This is a genomic window from Streptomyces sp. NPDC107522, from assembly GCF_055657525.1.
The window spans coordinates 274,378-293,593 of sequence record NZ_JBVKAU010000006.1 but is presented as its reverse complement, the minus strand read 5'-3'; the positions used below and the strand labels follow the sequence as shown (position 1 = coordinate 293,593).

Sequence of the window (19,216 nt, the reverse complement as noted above, 5' to 3'; positions counted from 1 at the left end):
GGTGTTCCGGCCGTCGCCCTGTCGCGCGCCGGTCATCAGAACAGCCCCAGCGCGCTGTCCACCGACCACGACTGCCAGGACATCCCGAACAGCGCGACCAGCGAGATCAGCGCCATCATCGAGTTCTGCCCCTGCTCGGCCCAGTCGTGGATCATCAGCGCGAAGTAGAGGCCGTTGAGCAACAGCCCGCCGACGAGCGCGATCGGAGTCAGGAACCCCAGGACGAGGCCGAGTCCGAGGGCGAGTTCGGCGTACAGGACGACGTACGCCATGGTCCGCGGCCGCGGCGTGACGACGACCTCGAAGCCGGACCGTACGGCGTTCCAGCGGTGCTTGGCCGCCACGTCCGCCGCCCAGGCGATCCCGGCCCCTTCGAACCAGCTCTTCTTGTCCTTGTGCCGCCAGCTCTCCAGCCACCACAGCCCGAGGCCGATACGGAGCACGGCCAGCCATTCCGCACCTGTGAGCCAGATCGCGTCCATAGATCTGACGGTACGTCAGATCAGAGCGGCCTGACAATCGCCTGTGCGCCCATGATGAGTTCGGATCGGCGCGACCGCCGGAGTCGCGGCGGTCGGCGGGATCACACTCGGCGCGCAGGCGTCCGAGGACACCTCCACCTCGTCGTCGTCCTCGCGGCCGACTTCCTCACCCACGTCGGCGCCCGCAAGAAGAACACGCCGGCCTTCGACGCCTTCGTAACTCCGGTCGCCGCCACACGACGCCGACCCCGGCGCAGGTCAGGAGCCGGGGTTCGGCGTCGTGCCATGTCCGGGGTGGTGTCGTGCCATGTCCGGGCTCGGCGTCGCGCAACCTCCAGGCTCGACGTCGCACCATCTCCGGACTCGTCGCCGCACCATGTCCGGGCTCGACGTCGTTCAGCCCGCCCGTTTCACGGAGCCGATCGCGGCGGAGACGCCGGCGGTCACCACAAGGCTCCCCACCATGACCATCCCCACGCCGACCATGAACAGGCCACTGGCGTCGTCCGACCAGTCGTAATAAGCCGCGACGGTGAGGCCGATAGTGGTGCCGAGCACGGCGCCCGCGCCGTAGCGCCGGGATGCCGCCCAGATCACCGGTATCAACAGGGTCAGCACCAGCCCGATCACCTGCCACGCCTCGTACGGGCCGGTCGACGAGCCGTCTGGATGCACATCCCGCTGCTGATCCCACCCCAGCCAGGCGGCCCACCCCGCCAGCGACAGCCCGGCCGGCCCGAGGATCGGCAACAGCTGGGGAACGCGATTCCGTAGTCCTTGACTCATGCCCCAAGCGTTCGCGTCCCGCCACCTCTCCGGCCAGAGCGCGCGTACTCAACTCCAACCGAGTACATGAGCCGAGCTCAGGATTCGGCACCCAGGCTGTAGAGCGTGTTGCAAGGGGCCATGAGCGCAGACAGTAGCTACCAAGTGGCCAGTATCGCCGAACCTGTTGCCGCCACCTTGCCCTCTCCGATAGAGCGCAAAGCGCACATATCACTGCCCTGCTCGCGGCTAGCGACGGTGACGTGCTCAGGTGTTGCTTCGGGCGGGTGTGCCCTCCGGCAGCACCACTCCATGCCCTCGGACGCGTGTACCGAGGGTGACCCAGAGGGGGGTGCCACCGAGCTGGTGATGAGTAGGGGTAAGAAGAGATGGTTCGGCATTGCCGCACTGGCTGTCGCGTTGCTGCTCCTTCTACTGAGGTCGTGCGGCGAGGACTGCGAGGACAAAAAGGTGGCGACGCCTCGCGCGACAGTCACCACTACTGTCACGGCGACGCCGAGCCCGATCGGAAGCCAGATTGGGGAGCCGGTCGACGCCGTCCTCGATCGGGTAAAGCAGACCGGCCTGAACTTCGGCGTGCACGATGCCAGCGAGCGGGACGAGACGCCGGGCAGCGACTGGACGGTGTGCTTTGAGAAGGTGACCTTGAGCAAGGTCGAGTTCGCCGCCGTGCCGCACGGGGCGCCATGTCCGAGCAAGGACGGCAAGCGCATCCCTTGGCCCAAGATGCCCGACGTGAAGGGCACCACGTACGGCGAGGCGGTGCAGATGCTTGCGGACGACGCCGGCCACGTTGTGCTTGAGACGGCTTATCAGGATGAGCACGCCTCCGACCAGGACAACGAGTCCGGTGACTATGCGGACTGGAAGATCTGCTTTCAGAGCATCAAAGCCGGACGGGCGCTCACCCGTGAACCGGAGATCATCCTCCATGCTGTCCAAAACGGGGAGGCCTGCCCGTCGGTCAAAGGGCTCTACAAGGACCCCACCAACGACCCCGACTACGTCGAACCTGCCCCCGACTCCGACTATGACTCCGGATCGTCCGACGATGACTGGAGCAGTACTGGGGGGAGCGGTAGCGAGGAGAACGACTACTACCCAGGGGACAAGGGTGGATGCCCACCTGGCGGCTGCTACAACCCCTGTCCCCCTGGGGGCTGCCGATGACGCACAAAGGGAGACCTCGCCGTCTCAGTTTCCATCTCATTCAGTACCGTTCACGGCCCGTTCAGTGGACACGTACGCCCTACGCACGTCTCCGTTCACCTCAGACGACGTACCGAGGCCACGAGGACCACCGCGATAGCATCCCGCATGCCCATTCCTTGGCGGTCCAGCACCGACGTGTTCGCGCGGATCTTGAGGCAGCGTGGAGTCGAGCCCGACGCCGTACGCGAAGTCGAGGCCGCGTGGGATGCCTTCGGCGAGTTTCTCCAGATCAGGGTCGAAGGGATCGAGGAGCCCGAGAACGACGGGGACGGTTTCATCGTCCAGTGGGGTCGGTGGAGCTGGAACGGCGACCAGCCTGCGCTCTCCTTCGGGCGGCAGCTTGCCGTCACTGAGGCCGGCGAGCACGACGATCCCTATTGGCAGCCGGAGCACTGGCAGGTAGAGCTGCAACTCATCTTCGGAGAAGACCCGGCCTGGGCTGATCTCGGCAGCCTCGGCCATCAAGACACCGGGTTCGACTTCGACGAGGTCGGCACGCCCAGGACTGCCGCGCTCGCAAGGATCCGCCGCTTTGTCGAGTCCTACCCCCAGCTGGCGGCCATATGGCGAGCCGAGCCCATCCGCAGTGGCTTGGCCCTTGAACGAGTGGGGTAGCTGCCGCGCCCGTACAGCACGGAAGTGCAGCAACCGTTGCTGCCGACATAGAGCTGCAGATCAGAAGTGCGGCCGTGATGTGCGCACACGACCGCACCACAAGCGCACGCATCGAGCGGGGAGCAGCGGGGGATCACGGTGAAAGCCGCCGAGCCCGACGGTCGGTACTCGGCTGTTCGCCCAGGTCAGCGCCCGAGCCAGCCACAAGTGATCGCAGCTTCCCAAGCTGAGCGGCTCCCGCCACTGTCCGCGTACCCAGAGGAGTCAGAGAAGATCCCGCCAGAAGGGGGTCGTTGCTCGCGGCTTCCAGCTCTCGTCGACCTCGCCCCGCACCTCGTCGAATTCCTGGTGCATGTAGTCGGCCAGGTCCAGGCCGTAATAGATGATGTCGGTCTGCCATACCGAGAGCACTGGATGCCCAAAACTTCCCCGGCCAGTGGGCAGGTATCGGTGGGCGTACACAGGGACCAGGACCGGCACCTCCGCCAGTTGATGCCGCGCCGCATCCAGTGCCGCCGTCCCGTCGGCGGGACGCTCACCCCAGCCCTCGTACCAGAACCCGTTGTGCTCGACATCGAGCAGAACACCCTCGACCGGCCAGTCGAGCTGTCGACGCAGGCTGCCCAGATCGCCGCCGCGCCAATCCGGCCAGGGTCTGGACCAGGTCTGTCCGTCCTCGGGAGGGACGTTGACCGGGAGCCCGGCCGCAAGGAATGCTCGGTGGTCGTCCGCGAACTCGAAGCCGTACTCGCGCTCGATGCGCGTGAACTCTGCGTCCGTGAGCCCCGGCTCGAACTCATAGAGGCCTGTCTGGGCCAGGCGACGTGCGGCCTCCGCACCCAGGCGCACTCCCTCATTGCTGATCACCGCCGCACGCTAGCGCCGGCCACAGCCAACCGTCACCCGAATTCTGCGGGGCTCCGTCGCAGTCAGCAGCGTTCATGCTCGTTCAAGGGAGACCCGCCCGGGCACACGTCCTGGCAATCAGCCGCCATGAACGCAGGTGGCACCCCAACGTGCCGACGCGATGCCAAGGTCGCCCCCTTGCCGAAGCCAGGCGCACGTCTCCACCCCACCCCCACAACCAGGAGACCTACGCCACAGCGCCCGCTCACTCCTCCTACAGCCGTGATCGATCCGCAACCAATTCCGGTCTTGACCGAGACCCATCAAGCGGCTGCGTGATTACGCTCCGGACCATGGCCGACACCCCCCAGCACCCGGACCACCCCGCCACGGACCACCCCGCCACGGACCACCCCGCCACCGACCACCCGGTCTACGTCATAGGCGGCGGCCCCGGCGGACTCTCTGTCGCGTATGCGCTGCGCGCCCGGGGCCTGCGGGCCGTCGTGCTGGAGAAGTCGGACCGGGTCGGCGCCTCCTGGCGGCGCCACTACGACCGGCTCCATCTGCACACCACACGACGGCTGTCGGGCCTGCCCGGGCTGCCGATGCCGCGCCGCTTCGGGCGCTGGGTGTCGCGGGACGACGTGGTGCGGTACCTGGAGAAGTACGCAGAGTTCCACGACCTGGAGATCGTCACCGGCGTCGAGGTCTCCCGCGTCGAGCCCGCGCCCGACGGCTCCGGCTGGCTGCTGCACGCCACCGGCGGCCGTGAACTGACCGGCGCCGCGGTCGTCGTGGCCACGGGCCACAACCACACCCCGCACATCCCGGACTGGCCGGGCCGGGACACCTACGGCGGCGAGTTCCTGCACGCCGGCGAGTACCGCAACCCGGCGCCCTACACCGGCCGCGACGTCCTGGTCGTCGGCGTCGGCAACACCGGCGCCGAGGTCGCCGTCGACCTCGTGGAGGGCGGGGCCGCGCGGGTGCGGCTGTCGGTGCGGACGGCTCCGCACATCGTGCGCCGCTCCACCGCCGGCTGGGCCGCCCAGTTCACGAGCATTTTGGTACGGCGGCTGCCGGTCGGCCTCGTCGACCGGCTGGCCGGGCCCGTGGCGAAGCTCAGCGTGCCGGACCTGTCGGCCCAGGGGCTCCCACGTCCCGACACCGGTCTCTACAGCCGGGTCAAGGAGGGGGCGATCCCGGTCCTCGACGTCGGCCTCATCGACGCCGTACGCAAGGGCCGCATCGAGATCGTGGCCGCCGTCGACGGCTTCGAGGACGGCAAGGTCATCCTCACCGACGGCACTCGCGTCTCGCCGGACGCCGTCATCGCGGCCACCGGGTACACCCGCGCACTGGAGGACCTCGTGGGCCACCTCGGCGTACTCGACGCCCGCGGCAAGCCGGTCGTCCAGGGCGCCCGCACCCCGGCGCACGCCTCCGGCCTGTTCTTCACCGGCTACACCAACCCCATCAGCGGCAACCTCCGCGAGATGGCGATCGACGCCCAGAAGATCGCGAAGGCCATCGCCGGTGACCGCAGCCGACGGGTCTCCCGGCTGCCGGTGACGTAGACACCTCCAACGCCCTGATGACATCGGCGCCTCCAACGCCCTGCTGACATGGACGCCTCCAACGCCCTGCTGACATGGACGCCTCCAACGCCCTGCTGACATGGACGCCTCCAACGCCCTGCTGACGTAGACACCCTCAACTCTCTTACGTATCTCTCTTGTTACTTGCGGGTCAGTTGTGACGGGAGAGCTGTACCGCGCTGCCGCACGGGGCCAGAATGTGAGCACTGTTCAACTTTTCTGCTCCACCCCCTCTCGCCCCGACGGAGGACGCACGTGGCAAGCGAAAGACAGCTCCCGCGGACCACCCGGCCCGCCCAGAAGACCCCCCGGCTCTCCCGCCGTTCCCTGCTCGGCGGCGCGGCCGCCGCGGCCGGCGCCGCAACCCTCACCGCGACCGGCACCGGCGCGGCCTCCGCGGCGACCGCCCGGGACGCGGACGTCGCGATCGTCGGCGCCGGCCTGGCCGGGCTCACCGCGGCCCGCGATCTGGTGGCGGCCGGCAAGTCGGTCGTCGTCCTGGAGGCCCGCGACCGCGTGGGCGGCCGGGTGATGGGCCTGAACCTGGCGAACGGCGGCGTCACCGAGGGCGGCGGCGAGTTCATCGGCCCCACCCAGGACCGCATCAAGGCCCTCGCCGACTCGCTCGGCGTGCGGACCTTCGCCACCTACAACGCCGGCAACAACCTCCTCTACAAGGACGGCAAGAAGACCCCCTACGCCACCGACGGCATCCTCGGCTCGGTCCCGCCGATCGACGCGGCCGGCCTCGCCAACGCCGCGATCGTGCAGGCCACACTCGACGACCTCGCCAAACAGATCCCGGTCGACGCACCCTGGACCGCCGCCAAGGCCGACGAGTGGGACCGGCAGACCTTCGAGACCTGGCTGCGCGCCAACGCCGTCATCCCGTCGGCCAAGTTCCTCTTCGACGTGGCCTGCACCTCGATCTTCTCGGCCGAACCCCGTGAACTCTCCTTCCTGTTCGTCCTCTTCTACATCGCCGCCGCCGGCAACGCCTCCCACCCCGGCACCCTGGAACGCCTCACCGAGACCGCGAACGGCGCCCAGGAACTGCGCTTCGTCGGCGGCTCCCAGCTGGTTCCGATCAAGCTCGCCGCCACGCTCGGCGACCGGGTGGTGCTGAAGGCCCCGGTCCGCACGATCGCCCAGTCCGGCGGCAAGTACGTCGTGACGGCCGACGGCATCACTGTCACCGCAAAGAAGGTCGTCGTCGCCGTACCTCCGCCGATCGCGGCCCGCATCACCTACGACCCCGTCCTGCCGGCCGCCCGCGACCAGCTCACCCAGCGCCTGCCGATGGCCTCGGTCGGCAAGGCGATCGCGATCTACGACACCCCCTTCTGGCGCGCCGACGGCTTCAACGGTCAGGTCGTCAGCGACACCGGCGTGGTCAGCTCCACCTTCGACAACTCCCCTCCCGACGCCTCCTACGGCGCGCTGATGGGCTTCATCGAGGCCGACAAGGCCCGGGCCTACGACGCGGCGAGCGAGGCGGATGTCAAGGCGGCCGTACTGAAGGACTACGTGACCTACTTCGGCGAAAAAGCCGCCTCCCCCACCTCCTTCGTCCTGCAACGCTGGAACAACGAGACCTACATCCGCGGCGGCCCCGTCTCCATCGCCGCGCCCGGAGTCCTGACCCAGTACGGCCCGGCCCTGCGCCGACCCGTCGGCGGCATCCACTGGGCCGGGACGGAGACCTCCACCCACTGGATGGGCTTCATGGACGGGGCGGTGCGGTCGGGCGAGCGGGTGGCGAAGGAGGTGCTGGGGGTGCTGTGAGCGCGCCCTCCGAGCGTGTTGCCGCCCAACTTTGCGTGCACAGCCGTTCCTGACACAGCGTCAGTTCCTTTAATCTGACACTGCGTCAGTTAATCGCTGTCACACAGGAGCGGGCGGACCGATGCTTGGATCAACCCACGGCACCCTCACCACCGACTCCCGCCGGGCCCGGGTCATCGCCTGTGGCGAGCAGCCCGGGCCCGCCGTCCACGGCCGGCCGGCCGAGGTCGACGATCTCGACGTCAGCGGCCGTCCGCTGTACTCCCACGTACCCGATCTGGACCGCTTCTTCCGGCCGGAGTCGGTCGCGGTGATCGGCGCCTCGGACGCCGAGGGCCGACCGAACACCGGTGTCACCCGCCAGCTGATCGCCTGGTCCGAGCGGGTCGGCGCCCGGCTCCATCCGGTGCACCCGAACCGCCCGTCCGTCTTCGGCATCCCCTGCTCTCCCTCCGTCGCCGACCTGCCCGAGCAGGTCGATCTCGCCGTACTGCTGGTCGCCGACCCCCTTCCGGTGATCGAGGAACTGGCCGAGGCCAAGGTGAAGTTCGCGGTCGTCTTCGCCTCCGGTTTCGCCGAGACCGGCGAGGAGGGTGCTGCCGCACAGGACCGGCTCACCGCCGCCGTCGAGCGGTCCGGGATGCGGCTGCTGGGCCCCAACACCAACCTCAACGCCTTCGAACGGTTCCGGGACGACCTGGACGGTCCCGCGATCGCCCTGATCACCCAGTCCGGCCACCAGGGCCGGCCCGTCTTCGCCCTCCAGGAGCTCGGCATCCGCCTGAGCCACTGGGCGCCGACGGGCAACGAGGCCGACCTGGAGACCGCCGACTTCATCTCCTACTTCGCCGAGCGGCCCGAGGTGGGCGCCGTCGCCTGCTACGTCGAGGGATTGAAGGACGGGCGGGCCTTCCTCCTCGCCGCCGACCGCGCCGCCCGCCGCGGGGTGCCGGTCGTCGCCGTCAAGGTGGGCCGCACCGAGACCGGCGCGCGCACGGCCGCCTCACACACCGGCAAGCTGACCGGCGCGGACGCGGTGGTGGACGCGGCGATGCGGCAGTACGGGGTGATCCGGGTCGACGGCCTGGACGAACTCCAGGACACCGCCGCCCTGTTGGCCCGTGCCAAGCCGCCGCGCGCCGACGGCGTCGTCGTCTATTCGATCTCGGGCGGCACGGGCGCGCACTTCGCCGACCTGGCGAGTGAGGCGGGGCTTCGGCTGCCGGTGCTGTCGGAGGCCAAGCAGGCCGAGCTGCACCAGTGGATACCGGAGTACCTGAGCGTGGCCAACCCGGTCGACAACGGCGGTCACCCCGTCGGCGACTGGCGCGGTCGGAAGATCATCGACGCGATCCTCGACGACCCCGAGGTCGGAGTGCTGATCTGCCCGGTCACCGGCCCCTTCCCGCCGCTCAGCGACCGGCTGGTCCAGGACCTGGTGGACGCGGCGGAGCGGACGGACAAGCTGGTGTGCGTGGTGTGGGGCTCGCCCGTCGGCACCGAGCCCGCGTACCGCGAGGTGCTGCTCGGGTCCTCGCGCGTGGCCACCTTCCGCACGGTGGCGAACTGCATCACCGCCGTCCGGGCCTACCTCGACCACCACCGCTTCGTCACCGGCTACCGCTCCCCCTTCGACCGGGCGCCCCGCACCCCGTCCCCGTCCTTCCGCAAGGCGCAGCCACTGATGCGCCCGGGTCAGCAACTGAGCGAGCACGCGGCGAAGCAGCTGCTGCGGGCGTACGGCATCCGCGTACCGCGCGAGCAGTTGGTGACCAGCGCGGCGGCGGCCGTACGGGCCGCGGGGCTGGTCGGCTACCCCGTGGTGATGAAGGCGTCCGGCGCACGGATCGCCCACAAGACCGAGCTGGGCCTGGTCAAGATCGGGCTGACCTCCGCCAGCCAGGTCCGCGACGCCTACCGGGAGCTGACCGACATCGCCCGCTACGAGGACATCTCGCTGGACGGCGTCCTCGTCTGCCAGATGGTCGAGCGCGGTGTCGAGATGGTCGTCGGCGTCACGCACGACGAGCTGTTCGGGCCGACCGTGACCGTCGGGCTGGGCGGAGTGCTCGTGGAGGTGCTCGGCGACACCGCCGTACGCGTGCCGCCCTTCGGTGAGGAGCAGGCGCGGGACATGCTCGCCGAACTGCGCGGGCGGGCCCTCCTCGACGGGGTCCGGGGGCGCCCCCCGGCGGATCTCGACGCGCTCGTCGAAGTCGTCCTGCGGGTGCAGCGCATGGCGTTGGAACTGGAGGACGACCTCGCGGAGCTCGACATCAACCCGCTGATGGTGCTGCCGAGGGGGCAGGGCGCGGTGGCGCTGGACGCGTTGGTGGTGTGCCGCTGAGATGCCTGCCGACAATGAGATGAAGGATGAGATGGACATGCCCGGTTCCCCCCGTGTACCCGGAAATTCCGTCGATTCCGTCGATTCCGTCGATTCCGTCGATGCCGTTGATTCATTGGTACAGCAGGCCACTGACAATCAGGTCTGCCGCATCACCCTCAACCGGCCCGAGGCACTCAACGCCATCACCCCTGACCAGCGAGAACGGATCATCCAACTGCTCGCCGACGCCTCCGCGGACCCCGGTGTCCGGGCCGTCGTGCTGACCGGAACGGGCCGGGGTTTCTGTGCCGGGGCGGATCTGCGGGGCGGGTCGGCGGCCGGTGAGCGGGTCCCCGGCGATGTCGCCCGCACGATCCGCCTCGGCGCCCAGCGCCTCGTCGCAGCCGTCCTCGACTGCGAGAAGCCGGTGATCGCGGCGGTGAACGGCACGGCGGCCGGCCTCGGTGCGCATCTGGCGTTCGCCTGCGACCTCGTACTGGCCGCCGAGTCCGCGAAGTTCATCGAGGTGTTCGTCCGCCGGGGCCTGGTCCCCGACGGCGGCGGCGCCTATCTCCTCCCCCGCCTGATCGGCCCCCAGCGGGCGAAGGAGCTGATGTTCTTCGGCGACGCACTCACCGCGCGGGACGCCGAGCGCCTCGGTCTGGTCAACCGGGTCGTGGCGGACGGTGAGTTGGACAAGACGGCCCGCGAGTGGGCCGAACGCCTCGCCACCGGCCCGACCCGCACCCTCGCCCTCACCAAACAGCTCGTCAACGCCTCCCTCGACACCGACCGCACCACCGCCTTCGCGGCGGAGGCGGCCGCGCAGGAGATCAACATGACGACGGAGGACGCCCGGGAGGGGGTGGCGAGTTTCGTGGAGCGCAGGAGCGCCGAGTACCGGGGGCGGTGAGGCCGGCACGAGGTGGAGTGCGGAGTCCGGGTCTGCTACCCGGGAAAGGTCCAGGTGACCGTGGCCAGCACCCCGCCCACGAAGACGAGCAGGAACAGCCCGACGGAGGCGAACAGGGAGGGCAGCCACACATCCAGGAATCCCCGCGGTCGCCCCGTGACCCGAGTACGCCTGCGCAGGTGCGCGAGGCCGAGCACCGGCAGCACGCCGAGAGCCGCGAAGAGCGATGCCGTGCCGGTGAACGGCCAGCCCCACGCCGTAGCGGCGACGGCCGCCCAGCCCACGCCGATCGCCGTGCTGCACACCAGGTGCCAGGCCCATACCGGCCCGCGCGCGTGGCGCACGACGAAGCGGGCGAGAAGGTCGGCAGGCACGATCTGGACGGCCGCCTGCGCGATGCCGGCGAACGGCGCCGCGATCGGCGCCACGACGAGCAGGCCGGCCAGGACGAGAGCGGCGATGATGTCGTATCCGCTGCTGCCGTAGTCGTCACCCAGTGTGCCGATCCACCAGATCAGGCAGATCACCGGGTACTGCGCCGCGCACAGCGCGGCGGCGGCGTTCGCGTCGACGTACGGTCGCATCGCGCCGTCGGGCCTGTCGCCCTCCGGGCCGTCGGCCTCGTCTCCCCACCCCATAGGCGCAGCGTACGCAGGGGTCTTCCGCGCCCGGCACACCCCTTCCGATCTGACGCCCCGTCAGCTTCAATGGGTGGTGTGATGGGACACGCAGGGATGGCGGCCGCCGCCGTCCGCTACCTCAGGTCGGTCAGGGCAGCCCCCGAACGGGAGCCCGTCGAAGTGCTGCCGCGCCCGGAGTTGCGGTGCGTCGGCGAGGACGAGCGGGCTCCGGTCGGGCAGGCCGAGTTCCGGCGCGTCCTGGGGAACTTCGCGACGGGCGTGGCCGTTGTCACGGCACCGGCCACCACAGGTGCCGGTGCCCCTCAGGAGCCCAGCACCACCGACGACCCGCAAGCCAGCCCCACCGACCACGCACAAGCCGCCTCCACCGACGACCCGCAAGCCGCAGCCCCCGCCGGTTTCGCCTGCCAGTCCTTCTCCTCCCTCTCCCTCGACCCGCCCCTGGTCGCCTTCATGGTCGGCCGTACGTCGACGACATGGCCGCGCATCGCCCGCGCGGGCGTCTTCTGCGTGAACGTCCTGAGCGCCGGGCAGAGCGAGCTGTGCCGCGCCTTCGCGGTGAGCGGCGCGGACAAGTTCGCGGGTGTCGCCTACGACGCGGCTCCCGTGTCCGGCTCCCCACGCCTCGCGGGCACGCTCGCGTGGATCGACTGCACGATCCACGCGGTGCACACCGGGGGTGACCATCTGATCGTGGTGGGCCGGGTGGAAGCCCTGGGGGCGAGCGACGGGGACGAGGCGCCGCTGCTGTTCCACAAGGGGCGGTTCCTCTAGGACGGCGTCCGCCGGGGCCCGGGCGTCAGGAGGGCGACCGGCCTCCTGGCTCTGTCCGGCCGCCGCACCCTGCTTCCGGCGGAGCGTTCAGGCCGCCATCGCCACCGGAGCCGTACGCCGCCGGATCACCAGCGACATCAGTGCCGCCGCCGCGCACAGCGCCCCGGACGCGTACCAGACCATGTCGTACGTACCGAAGACGTCCCGCGCGACCCCGCCGAGTACGGCCACCAGGGCGGCGCCGACCTGGTGGGAGGCGAGGACCCAGCCGAAGACGATCGCGCTGTCGTCGCCGTACTGCTCGCGGCACAGGGCGACGGTGGGCGGGACGGTGGCGACCCAGTCGAGGCCGTAGAAGACGATGAAGAAGATCATCGGCGGGTGGACGCTCGGGGCGAGCAGCATCGGCAGGAACAGCAGCGAGACGCCGCGCAGGGCGTAGTAGACCGCGAGCAGCCGGCGCGGCTCGAAGCGGTCGGTGAGCCAGCCGGAGGCCACCGTGCCGACGACGTCGAACACGCCGATGACCGCGAGCAGCGAGGCGGCGGCCGTGACGGGCATGCCGTGGTCGTGGGCTGCGGGCACGAAGTGGGTCTGGACGAGGCCGTTGGTGGAGGCGCCGCAGATCGCGAAGGTGCCGGCCAGCAGCCAGAAGGGGCCGGTACGGGCGGCGGAGAAGAGGACCTTCACGGCCCTGCGCGCGGCGCCCGGCACCGGGGCCGGCTTGGGCACGAACTCCGTGGCGCCGTACGGCTTCACGCCCACGTCGGCCGGGTGGTCGCGCAGCAGCAGCCAGACCAGGGGGACCACCGCGAGGGCCGCGAGGGAGACCGTGACGGCTGCCGGACGCCAGTCGTCCAGCCTGGTGATCATCAACGACAGCACGGGCAGGAAGATCAGCTGGCCGGAGGCCGAGGCGGCGGTGAGGATGCCGGTGACCAGGCCGCGCCGCTCGGTGAACCAGCGGTTGGTGACGGTCGCGGCGAAGGCCAGCGCCATCGAACCCGTGCCGAGGCCCACGAGCAGGCCCCAGCACAGCAGCAGCTGCCAGGCCGCCGTCATCCACACGGTCAGGCCGGAGCCGATCGAGATCAAGGTCAGCGCGGCCGCGACGACCCGCCGGATGCCGAAGCGGTCCATCAGGGCGGCGGCGAAGGGGGCGGTGAGGCCGTACAGGGCCAGGTTGATGGAGACGGCGGCCCCGATCGTGCCGCGCGACCAGCCGAACTCCTCGTGCAGCGGGTCGATGAGCAGACCCGGCAGGGAGCGGAAGGCGGCGGCGCCGGTGATCGTCACGAAGGCGACGGCGGCGACGAACCACGCCCGATGCAGCGACATTCTGCGGCTCCGCCACGGGCGGTGCTTCCTGATCGGCCGGTTGTCCTCTGCGGTGGCTGCTGCCTCGGTTGTCTGGGTCACGACATAGAGCTTCGGGCCTGCGGTGACCCGAAACGAGTGGCCCGAGGGACAGCCTTCGCTAGGATCGGGCCATGCATACGGATCGGGACACGCCTATGGATTCGGACGCCCCTGGCGATCGGGCCATGCCTAAGGGTCGGGACATGGACACGGATCCGGCCATGCCTACGGGCCGGGACATGGACACGGTCGGCAGCGCGGCACGCGCCGCGCAGGAACCGTTCCGTCCGCATCGCGTCGTCGTCCTCGCCCTCGACGGCATCCTCCCGTTCGAACTGGGCATCCCGCACCGCATCTTCGGCCGCCCCAAGGACGCGCAGGGCCGGCACCTGTACGAGGTCGTCACCTGCTCGATCCGGCCGCCGGGCCCGGTCGAGACCGACGCCGACTTCGCCATCCACGTCGGCAACGGCCCGCAGACCCTGGCCACCGCCGACACCGTGATCGTCCCGGCGTCGTACGAGCTCGGCCCGGTCTTCGAGGAGGGCGTGCTGACCGACGAACTGGCCGCCGCGCTCGCCCACATCCGCCCCGGCACCCGGCTCGCCTCCATCTGCACCGGCGTCTACGTCCTCGCCGCCGCCGGCCGGCTCGACGGCCGCCCGGCCACCACGCACTGGGCGGACGCCGAGCACTTCCAGGAGCTCTTCCCGAAGATCGAGGTGGACCCGGACGTCCTGTTCATCGACGACGGCGACGTGCTGACCTCGGCCGGCGTGGCGGCCGGGATCGACCTGTGCCTGCACATGGTCCGCCGCGACCACGGCACGGCGATCGCCAACGACGTGGCCCGCCGCACGGTCGTACCGCCGCACCGGGACGGCGGCCAGGCCCAGTACATCCACCGCCCGGTCCCCGACCTCCAGCAGGCGTCCACGACCACGGCCCGCGCCTGGGCCCTGGGCCGCCTCCACGAGCCGATCCAGCTGCGCGACATGGCGGACCAGGTGGCCATGTCCGTACGGACCTTCACACGCCGCTTCCGCGAGGAGGTCGGCGTCAGCCCCGGCCAGTGGCTCACCCAGCAGCGGGTGGAACACGCCCGGCACCTGCTGGAGTCGACCGACCTGTCCGTCGACCAGGTCGCCCGGGACGCCGGCTTCGGCACGGCCCAGTCGATGCGGCAGCACCTACAGGCGGCCCTCGGCGTCACACCCACCAGCTATCGGCGCACCTTCCGCGCCGGGGGCAACGCCGACGGCCGGGTCCACAGCGGCACTTGAGCGATCCCGGCGGGTCTCTCCCCACCAGCCGAGCGCCGTCAGCAGCAGGGTCAGCAGCACTCCGGCCACCATCGCGGTGGACGGCGCCACCACCTGGAGCAGGCCACCGGCGAGGGAACCCGTCGCCGCGTAGCCCGCGCCCGCGGCCGCGTACATCACGGAGTAGCCGGCGGACAGGGCACCCGGCGGCACGGCGTCGCGCAGGGACAGGTTGCGGGTGATGAGCGCGCCCGCCTGGAGTGTGCCCGCCAGGACGAGGGCGGTCGCGATCCCGGCCGCACCCGGTATCAGCGCCGCGAGGGTCACGAAGGCCGACATGCCGCACATCAGCACCACACTGCGTGTGTGGAGCCGCCCCGGCCACGGCCGGAGGCCGTACAGGAACGCCCCGAGCCCCGACCCCACCGCGAGTCCCGCCAGCATCGGCCCGGACCAGCCCACACCGATGCCGCGCTGTTCGAGCAGAGCGGGCAGGGTGAGTTCGGCGAGGCCGAGCAGGGTGATGCTGGCGGCGCCCGTGACGTACACCGGCCAGGCGCGTATCAGCATGCGGGGCCCGAGCCGCCGCTCTGCCTTCCCGTCCTGTTCCTCCTTCGCCCAGTCGGCGGGCAGCAGCCAGTGGCCCGCGATCGACGCTGCCATCAGGGCGGCAGCCAGGAGCAGCGGCACCCGTGGCGCCACCCCGAGGGCGAGACCGGCGACGGCGACCGGGGAGACGGCCCATACGCCGGACATCAGCATCGACTCGGTGGACAGCGCCTGCGCCACGGCTCGCTCCGGGACCAGTGAGGTCAGCAGCGCCCGCTGTCCGCCGGCTGCCGCGGCCGGTGCCGCACCGGCCAGGAACGCGAACGCCCCCAGCACCACGGGATGCGCCCCGGCCAGCACCCCGAGCCCCGCGAACCCGACCGCCCCGCCCACGAGTCCGAGGGCCAGATGCCGCCGACCGCGCGCCGGGTCCAGCCGTACGCCGAGGACCGGGGCCCCGATGATCTCGCCGAGCACATAGGCCGCCGCAAGCGTCGCACCCAGGGTGTAGCCGCCGGGCCGCTCGCGCACCAGGAACACCAGGGCCAACGGCGCCATGGCGACCGGCATACGAGCGGCGACGGCGGTGCAGGCCCAGATCAGGACCTGCTTGGAGGCGACGTCTCGATAGGTCATGGAGATGACGGTAGGCGCCGCCACTGACAGCACGGCAGCCACTTTTCCGGGCCTGTGGAAAACTCGCCGGAGCCCTCGGGAAGAGCCGGAACTCCTAAGGCCCTTGGACCTCTCCCCCGAGGCCCTTCGGCCCTCAGAACGTGAGCACTCCGCGAGCCACCTTCCCCGCCTCCGCATCCGCCGCCGCCCGCTCGAACTCCTCGACCGGATACGTCTGGGTCACCAACTCGTCCAGCAGCAGCCGCCCCTCCCGGTACAGCTCGGCGTACAGCGCGATGTCCCGCTGCGGCCTCGACGAGCCGTACCGGCATCCCAGGATCGACTTGTCCAGGTACATGGAGGACACGACGAAGGACGCCTCGGCGCCGGCCGGAGGAACCCCCAGCAGAATCGCCTGTCCGTGCCGGTCGAGCAGATCGACGGCCGCCCGGATCAACTCGACGCGGCCCACGCACTCGAAGGCATGGTCCGCCCCCGTGGGCAGCAGCTCCCGCACCCCCTCCACCGAGGTCAGGAAGTCGGTCGCCCCGAACTGCCGCGCCACCGCCTCCTTCGCCGGATTGGCGTCGACGGCGACGATCCGCAGCGCACCGGCGATCCGCGCACCCTGCAGGACGTTGAGCCCGATCCCCCCGGTCCCGATCACGAGCACGCTGTCCCCGCGATCCACCTTCGCCCGGTTGAGCACGGCGCCGACCCCGGTCAGCACCCCGCACCCGATGAGCGCGGCCGAGGGCAGCGGAATGTCCTTCGGGATCCGCACCACCTGCACGGCCTTCACCACGGTCCGCTCCGCGAAGGCGGAGTTGGACGCGAACTGGAAGACGGGCCGACCCGCTCGCTCGAACGGCTTCCCGGGCCGTCCGATGGCCTGTCGGCACATGGTCGGCCGCCCCCGGTCGCACTCGGCGCAGGTACCGCAGTTGGCGAGCGTGGACAGGGCCACATGGTCCCCCGGCACGACATGGGTGACCCCCACACCCACCGCCTCGACCACCCCGGCCCCCTCATGCCCCAGCACCACAGGAACCGGAAAAGGTATGGTCCCGTCCACCACGGACAGGTCGCTGTGGCACAACCCCGCCGCCGAGATCGCGACCAGCACCTCACCCGAGCCCGGGTCCCGTACCTCCAGGTCGTACGCGACCTCGACCCGCTTCCCGTCGAACACCACGCCGCGCATCACACAACCCCCTTGGGTTCCCTCGGCAGTCCGAGCACCCGCTCGGCGACGATCGTGCGCTGGATCTGGTCCGACCCGCCGTAGATGGTGTCGGCCCGGGAGAACAGGAACAGCTGCTGCGCCTCGTCGAGTTCGTACGGCGCCGAAGGCGACCAGGCCACCGGCCCGACCCCCGCCTCCGCGCCGCGCACCTGCATCGCCAGCTCCCCGAGCCGCTGATGCCAGCCACCCCACAGCAGCTTGGCCACACTGGCTGCCCCGGCGTCCCCCGACCTCCCCAGCGTCCGCAGGGCGTTCCACCGCATCACCCGCAGCTCGGCCCACTGCCGCACGAGCCGCTCCCGCAGGACGGGATCGCCCACGGCACCGGACCGTACGGCAGCCCGCACGACCCTCCCCAACTCCGCCGCGAAGCCGATCTGCTGGGCGAGCGTGGAGACCCCCCGCTCGAACCCCAGCAGACTCATCGCCACCTTCCAGCCCGCACCCTCGCCCCCGACGACGTGCTCCACGCGCGCGTGCGCCCCGTCGAAGAAGACCTCGTTGAAGTCGCTCGTCCCGGTCATCTGACGAATCGGCCGCACGTCGACACGCCCCGGCTGATCCATGGGAACCAGCAGAAAGCTCAGCCCGTGATGCCGCCGGGACTCCGGCTCGGTACGGGCCAGCACAAAGCACCAGTCGGCCTCGTGCGCCAGAGAGGTCCAGATCTTCTGCCCGGTGACGCGATACGTCCCGTCCGCCCCGAGCTCGGCCCGCGTCCGAATCCCCGCTAGATCCGACCCCGCACCGGGTTCGCTGTACCCCTGACACCAGAGCTCGTCCCCCGCGGCGATCGGCGGCAGAAAGCGGGCCTTCTGCTCTTCGGTGCCGTGGGCAATGAGAGTGGGCGCCAGGAGATTCTCACCGATGTGCCCCGAGCGCGCAGGCGCGGCCGACCGCGCGTATTCCTCCGCCCAGACGACCTGTTGGGTGAGGGTGGCGGTTCGATTCCCGTAACCGGACTCGGCCCACCCCAGCCCGATCCACCCGGCTTTCCCGAGGGCCCTTTCCCAGCTACGCCGATCCTGAGCGTCCTCGCCATGCTCCTCGAGCCACGCCCGAGCTTCCGCACGAAAAGCCTCGTCCTCAGGTGCAAACCCGAAATCCACGGCATCCTCCTAAGCGACGGTCAGGTCTCCAACCTCAGGGGCGCGGGGAACTGCGCGACCAGCCACAAACCACCCGCAGCCGCCGTACAACCGCCCCCCGAGCTCTCAGGCGTTAGGTCGCGCCCCCTCGGCGGCAGCCCTCCGCATCGCCTCCACCCGCTCCAACATCGGCATCGGATCCACCCCCACCGCCCCCGGCAGAAACGCCGCAATCCGTTCCGGCGTCCAGGAACCCTCGGCATACGCGGCCCGCAGCTCCCGCGGCTGAGCCCAAACCGCGATCTTCGCCCCGGCGACGGTGTAAACCTGCCCGGTAATACCCTGCTCTTTCGCCCCGTCGGACAGCAGATACGCCACGAGCGCCGCAACGTCCTCCGGCTCCCCGATCTCCGCCAACTCCATCGGAACGTTCGCCGACATCCGTGTACGAGCCACCGGCGCCACCGCATTCGCGGTCACCCCGTACTTGTGCATCCCCAACGCGGCGCTCCGGACGAGCGAAATGACCCCACCCTTCGCCGCGCTGTAATTCGCCTGCGAAACCGACCCTTGATGATTCCCGCTGGTGAATCCGATCAGGGCCCCCGACCCCTGCTTCCGCATCACCGCGGAGGCGGCCCGGAACACCGTGAACGTCCCCTTCAGATGCGTGGCGACGACCGGATCCCACTCTTCCTCGGTCATGTTGAACAGCATCCGCTCCCGCAGAATCCCGGCGACGCACACGACCCCGTCGATGCGCCCATAGGCCGACACCGCCGTGTCCACGACCCGCTGCCCACCGGCCATCGTGGACACGTCGTCGGCCACAGCAACGGCCTCCCCGCCCGCCGCCTCGATCTCCTTGACCACGCCCTCGGCGACCTCGCTCGTGGGCGAGACGCCGTCCACGGACACCCCGTAGTCGTTGACGACCACCCGCGCCCCCTCGGCCGCGGCGGCCAGCGCCACCGCCCGCCCGATCCCCCGCCCGGCACCCGTCACGGCGACGACCTTGCCTGCCAAGAAGTTCCCCATGCCCCGGCCCCTTCCCGCAGTTTCTGACGGTCCGTTAGATTCGACTCGATTCTACGACCCGTCAGATACACGGAG

Annotated in this window: 17 protein-coding genes; 8 read left to right on the top strand and 9 right to left on the bottom strand. The window is 70.5% G+C overall.

Annotated elements, in window-relative coordinates; all coding sequences use genetic code 11:
• Positions 1-35: 35 nt before the first annotated feature.
• The gene (locus ACZ7L6_RS21650) at positions 36-482 is read right to left on the bottom strand and encodes a DoxX family protein (RefSeq protein WP_471926237.1); all 447 of its coding nucleotides are present in this window, start codon (positions 480-482) and stop codon (positions 36-38) included.
• A 396-nt stretch (positions 483-878) separates the two neighbouring features.
• Entirely contained in the window at positions 879-1,268 is a 390-nt protein-coding gene (locus tag ACZ7L6_RS21645; RefSeq protein ID WP_471926235.1) for a hypothetical protein, read from the bottom strand.
• 291 nt (positions 1,269-1,559) lie between these two features.
• Between ACZ7L6_RS21645 and ACZ7L6_RS21640 the strand changes: the two genes are divergently transcribed.
• Together ACZ7L6_RS21640 and ACZ7L6_RS21635 are read left to right on the top strand one after the other, a co-directional pair.
• Positions 1,560-2,438 carry a PASTA domain-containing protein gene (locus ACZ7L6_RS21640; RefSeq protein WP_471926233.1) on the top strand — a complete coding sequence of 293 codons (879 nt, stop codon included), beginning with the start codon at positions 1,560-1,562 and terminating at the stop codon, positions 2,436-2,438.
• Between the two features lie 147 nt (positions 2,439-2,585).
• Positions 2,586-3,095 carry a hypothetical protein gene (locus ACZ7L6_RS21635; protein WP_471926231.1) on the top strand — a complete coding sequence of 170 codons (510 nt, stop codon included), beginning with the start codon at positions 2,586-2,588 and terminating at the stop codon, positions 3,093-3,095.
• 264 nt (positions 3,096-3,359) lie between these two features.
• Here the strand turns inward: ACZ7L6_RS21635 and ACZ7L6_RS21630 are convergent, their stop codons facing one another.
• The gene (locus tag ACZ7L6_RS21630) at positions 3,360-3,962 is read right to left on the bottom strand and encodes a hypothetical protein (protein ID WP_471926229.1); all 603 of its coding nucleotides are present in this window, start codon (positions 3,960-3,962) and stop codon (positions 3,360-3,362) included.
• A gap of 332 nt (positions 3,963-4,294) precedes the next feature.
• On the opposite strand from ACZ7L6_RS21630, the gene ACZ7L6_RS21625 reads away from it, so the two are divergent.
• The 4 genes from ACZ7L6_RS21625 (at position 4,295) to ACZ7L6_RS21610 (ending at position 10,569) form a co-directional block, all read left to right on the top strand.
• Positions 4,295-5,521: a flavin-containing monooxygenase gene (locus ACZ7L6_RS21625; RefSeq protein ID WP_471926227.1), complete on the top strand. Its 1,227-nt coding sequence runs from the start codon at positions 4,295-4,297 to the stop codon at positions 5,519-5,521.
• A 276-nt stretch (positions 5,522-5,797) separates the two neighbouring features.
• Complete coding sequence (locus ACZ7L6_RS21620; protein WP_471926225.1) at positions 5,798-7,327, top strand: flavin monoamine oxidase family protein; 1,530 nt, start codon at positions 5,798-5,800, stop codon at positions 7,325-7,327.
• A gap of 121 nt (positions 7,328-7,448) precedes the next feature.
• The gene (locus ACZ7L6_RS21615) at positions 7,449-9,674 is read left to right on the top strand and encodes an acetate--CoA ligase family protein (protein ID WP_471926223.1); all 2,226 of its coding nucleotides are present in this window, start codon (positions 7,449-7,451) and stop codon (positions 9,672-9,674) included.
• Positions 9,675-9,693: 19 nt separating this feature from the next.
• Complete coding sequence (locus tag ACZ7L6_RS21610) at positions 9,694-10,569, top strand: enoyl-CoA hydratase/isomerase family protein (RefSeq protein ID WP_471926803.1); 876 nt, start codon at positions 9,694-9,696, stop codon at positions 10,567-10,569.
• A 35-nt stretch (positions 10,570-10,604) separates the two neighbouring features.
• Here the strand turns inward: ACZ7L6_RS21610 and ACZ7L6_RS21605 are convergent, their stop codons facing one another.
• A complete protein-coding gene (locus ACZ7L6_RS21605; protein WP_471926221.1) occupies positions 10,605-11,207 on the bottom strand; it encodes a hypothetical protein in 603 nt (200 codons plus the stop codon).
• 81 nt (positions 11,208-11,288) lie between these two features.
• Between ACZ7L6_RS21605 and ACZ7L6_RS21600 the strand changes: the two genes are divergently transcribed.
• Complete coding sequence (locus ACZ7L6_RS21600) at positions 11,289-11,984, top strand: flavin reductase family protein (RefSeq protein WP_471926219.1); 696 nt, start codon at positions 11,289-11,291, stop codon at positions 11,982-11,984.
• A gap of 87 nt (positions 11,985-12,071) precedes the next feature.
• Here the strand turns inward: ACZ7L6_RS21600 and ACZ7L6_RS21595 are convergent, their stop codons facing one another.
• The gene (locus ACZ7L6_RS21595) at positions 12,072-13,403 is read right to left on the bottom strand and encodes an MFS transporter (RefSeq protein WP_471926217.1); all 1,332 of its coding nucleotides are present in this window, start codon (positions 13,401-13,403) and stop codon (positions 12,072-12,074) included.
• Positions 13,404-13,582: 179 nt separating this feature from the next.
• Between ACZ7L6_RS21595 and ACZ7L6_RS21590 the strand changes: the two genes are divergently transcribed.
• Positions 13,583-14,626 (top strand): GlxA family transcriptional regulator, encoded by a 1,044-nt coding sequence (locus tag ACZ7L6_RS21590; protein ID WP_471926801.1) that lies wholly within the window; start codon positions 13,583-13,585, stop codon positions 14,624-14,626.
• On the opposite strand, the gene ACZ7L6_RS21585 is transcribed toward ACZ7L6_RS21590, so the two are convergent.
• The 4 genes from ACZ7L6_RS21585 to ACZ7L6_RS21570 all read right to left on the bottom strand — a co-directional run bounded on the left by ACZ7L6_RS21585 (position 14,534) and on the right by ACZ7L6_RS21570 (position 19,141).
• Positions 14,534-15,790, bottom strand: coding sequence for an MFS transporter (locus ACZ7L6_RS21585; protein WP_471926215.1), 1,257 nt, complete (start codon positions 15,788-15,790; stop codon positions 14,534-14,536). The genes ACZ7L6_RS21590 and ACZ7L6_RS21585 overlap by 93 nt on opposite strands.
• 133 nt (positions 15,791-15,923) lie before the next feature.
• Positions 15,924-16,973 (bottom strand): alcohol dehydrogenase catalytic domain-containing protein, encoded by a 1,050-nt coding sequence (locus tag ACZ7L6_RS21580; protein ID WP_471926213.1) that lies wholly within the window; start codon positions 16,971-16,973, stop codon positions 15,924-15,926.
• The gene (locus tag ACZ7L6_RS21575; protein ID WP_471926211.1) at positions 16,973-18,124 is read right to left on the bottom strand and encodes an acyl-CoA dehydrogenase family protein; all 1,152 of its coding nucleotides are present in this window, start codon (positions 18,122-18,124) and stop codon (positions 16,973-16,975) included. The genes ACZ7L6_RS21580 and ACZ7L6_RS21575 overlap by 1 nt, the downstream gene beginning before the upstream one ends.
• A gap of 105 nt (positions 18,125-18,229) precedes the next feature.
• Positions 18,230-19,141 (bottom strand): SDR family oxidoreductase, encoded by a 912-nt coding sequence (locus ACZ7L6_RS21570; RefSeq protein WP_471926209.1) that lies wholly within the window; start codon positions 19,139-19,141, stop codon positions 18,230-18,232.
• Positions 19,142-19,216 lie beyond the last annotated feature (75 nt).

Bases quoted from the DNA above. Each gene is read 5' to 3' on its own strand.
- ACZ7L6_RS21585 (WP_471926215.1), bottom strand. From the start codon at position 15,790: ATGACCTATCGAGACGTCGCCTCCAAGCAGGTCCTGATCTGGGCCTGC.
- ACZ7L6_RS21580 (WP_471926213.1), bottom strand. From the start codon at position 16,973: ATGCGCGGCGTGGTGTTCGACGGGAAGCGGGTCGAGGTCGCGTACGAC.
- ACZ7L6_RS21645 (WP_471926235.1), bottom strand. From the start codon at position 1,268: ATGAGTCAAGGACTACGGAATCGCGTTCCCCAGCTGTTGCCGATCCTC.
- ACZ7L6_RS21590 (WP_471926801.1), top strand. From the start codon at position 13,583: ATGGACACGGTCGGCAGCGCGGCACGCGCCGCGCAGGAACCGTTCCGT.
- ACZ7L6_RS21600 (WP_471926219.1), top strand. From the start codon at position 11,289: ATGGGACACGCAGGGATGGCGGCCGCCGCCGTCCGCTACCTCAGGTCG.
- ACZ7L6_RS21635 (WP_471926231.1), top strand. From the start codon at position 2,586: ATGCCCATTCCTTGGCGGTCCAGCACCGACGTGTTCGCGCGGATCTTG.
- ACZ7L6_RS21610 (WP_471926803.1), top strand. From the start codon at position 9,694: ATGAAGGATGAGATGGACATGCCCGGTTCCCCCCGTGTACCCGGAAAT.
- ACZ7L6_RS21570 (WP_471926209.1), bottom strand. From the start codon at position 19,141: ATGGGGAACTTCTTGGCAGGCAAGGTCGTCGCCGTGACGGGTGCCGGG.
- ACZ7L6_RS21625 (WP_471926227.1), top strand. From the start codon at position 4,295: ATGGCCGACACCCCCCAGCACCCGGACCACCCCGCCACGGACCACCCC.
- ACZ7L6_RS21640 (WP_471926233.1), top strand. From the start codon at position 1,560: ATGCCCTCGGACGCGTGTACCGAGGGTGACCCAGAGGGGGGTGCCACC.
- ACZ7L6_RS21615 (WP_471926223.1), top strand. From the start codon at position 7,449: ATGCTTGGATCAACCCACGGCACCCTCACCACCGACTCCCGCCGGGCC.
- ACZ7L6_RS21650 (WP_471926237.1), bottom strand. From the start codon at position 482: ATGGACGCGATCTGGCTCACAGGTGCGGAATGGCTGGCCGTGCTCCGT.
- ACZ7L6_RS21605 (WP_471926221.1), bottom strand. From the start codon at position 11,207: ATGGGGTGGGGAGACGAGGCCGACGGCCCGGAGGGCGACAGGCCCGAC.